2 protein-coding genes are annotated in these 1,737 nt (G+C 36.4%); both read left to right on the top strand.

What is annotated here, in order from left to right; genetic code table 11:
• On the top strand, positions 1–523 hold a 523-nt coding region (locus tag BD31_RS07215), incomplete at its 5' end, for a glycosyltransferase (protein ID WP_008300596.1).
• 1 nt (position 524) lies between these two features.
• A complete protein-coding gene (locus BD31_RS07210) occupies positions 525–1,577 on the top strand; it encodes a CgeB family protein (protein ID WP_008300597.1) in 1,053 nt (350 codons plus the stop codon).
• Positions 1,578–1,737 lie beyond the last annotated feature (160 nt).

The following is a 1,737-nucleotide window of genomic DNA, read 5'->3' as shown; positions in this document are numbered from 1 at the left end:
TAATGTCGGCAGGTTACATCACGATAAAGACCAAGCGACTTTAATTCGCGGTTTTCATCAGGCATTACCTCATTTACCTCTCAATAGTCTATTGTATATTGCTGGTAAAGGCCCCTTAGGGCAGGAGTTAAAGCAATTAATTACTGAGTTAGACTTAAGTACAGTCGTGATTCTGGCGGGAAATGTTCCCGATGCTAAGCGCTTCTTTAAAGCATTTGATGTGTTTGTATTAACCTCGGATCGAGAGCCTTTTGGTATGGTGCTACTTGAGGCGATGGCCGCAGAATTACCTATTGTTTGCAGTGATTGTGGTGGTGGTGGTGAGGTGGTAAGAGGTTTTGGACAATTGTTTCCGTTTGGAAATTTAACTCAACTGAAAAGTGCCATTCTAAGGTTGAGTTCTGGTAGTGAAGGTAATTCATCAACTGATAAATTAAATAAATTGTTCTCAGATGAAGCTGCAAAAGAAACATTTTGGAAGCTGAGTTTTGTAGAGGCGATTGTGGATAAAGAAAACAACTAAAATGACAAAAACTGCAAAGCTACTAATTTTTGATGCGATAGCTGAACTGCCCCTTGGAAAAGAAATGCATGAAGCATTTCAACAGATTAGCATAAAAAGTATTTACGCAGATAGCAGCGATTTTAAGCAAAAAAAGTTTTATAAATTTAGGGGGGCATATAGAAAAGCACTCAATAGAATGGAAGGTGGGGCGGATCGTTTTTATCATTTTCCTAAATTGGTTGAGCAATCGTTTGAACAACATATTGCTAAAGCACTGCCATCGCATTTGCTGATAATTGGCTGTCTATACAAATACTTGAAGCCAGCATTTCTTAAAGAGTTACAATCAAAGTATCATTTTAAAATCTATTTGTATGACACAGATAGCTGTAATTTATATCCAAAAAGACGTGAGTTCCTTTTCTTTATTGATAACGAATTACCCATTTATGACGAGATATTTTCATTTTCAAAAGTTACAACTCAATTTTTTGCAGAAACTAAAAAACTTAATGCGAGTTTCCTACCTTTTGGTGCTAAGCCAATTAAGCCACAATCAGAGACTAAAGTTGAAATCAATGTGCTTTTTATAGGTAGCGCAGATTTAAGAAGAATTTTCCTATTAGAAAACATTAAAGATGTCTTAACAGTTTACGGTAATAGATGGCAGCGGAATTACCCTTTGATGTCCGATGGTCTCAAAAAAGCAGTCACAGATGAAACTATTTGGGGTGAACGATTACACGCATTATTAGCAAGTGCTAAGATAGTTATTAATATTAACCGAACGCATTTTTATGGTGCTGGAACTGGCGTCAACTTAAGAGTGTTTGAAGCACTGGCTGCGGGCGCATTCCTACTAACTGATTGTTGTGACGAACTGGAAGATTTATTTGAGATTGGAAAGGAAATTGAAGTTTTTAAGTCGAACCTAGAGTTGGTTTCTAAAGTTAAATATTATTTAGCTCATCCAGATAAGCGTCAAGAGATAGCTCAGCGAGGTCACGAAAGATTTTTGAAATATCATACTTGGCAAGCGCGAGTAACAGAAATTGCTAAGCGCCTTAAGTAAAAATGAGTATTGAAAAGGAAGTAAATGCATCACTATCCATTAATTAATGTCATCACAAAATATGGACAGCAATTACAAGCTTTTGAAAATGATTCCATCACAAAAGAAATCCAATCTGAGGGTGAATATGATGGCAATACGTTAAGATCAATTCGAGAAG

It is taken from the genome of Candidatus Nitrosopumilus salarius BD31 (genome assembly GCF_000242875.2).
Lineage (GTDB): Archaea > Thermoproteota > Nitrososphaeria > Nitrososphaerales > Nitrosopumilaceae > Nitrosopumilus > Nitrosopumilus salarius.
Note: the sequence above shows the minus strand (reverse complement) of the source record. Positions and strands in the feature narration are given on the sequence as shown.

Coding starts and splice junctions, on each gene's coding strand:
- BD31_RS07210 (WP_008300597.1), top strand. CDS start 525: ATGACAAAAACTGCAAAGCTACTAATTTTTGATGCGATAGCTGAACTG.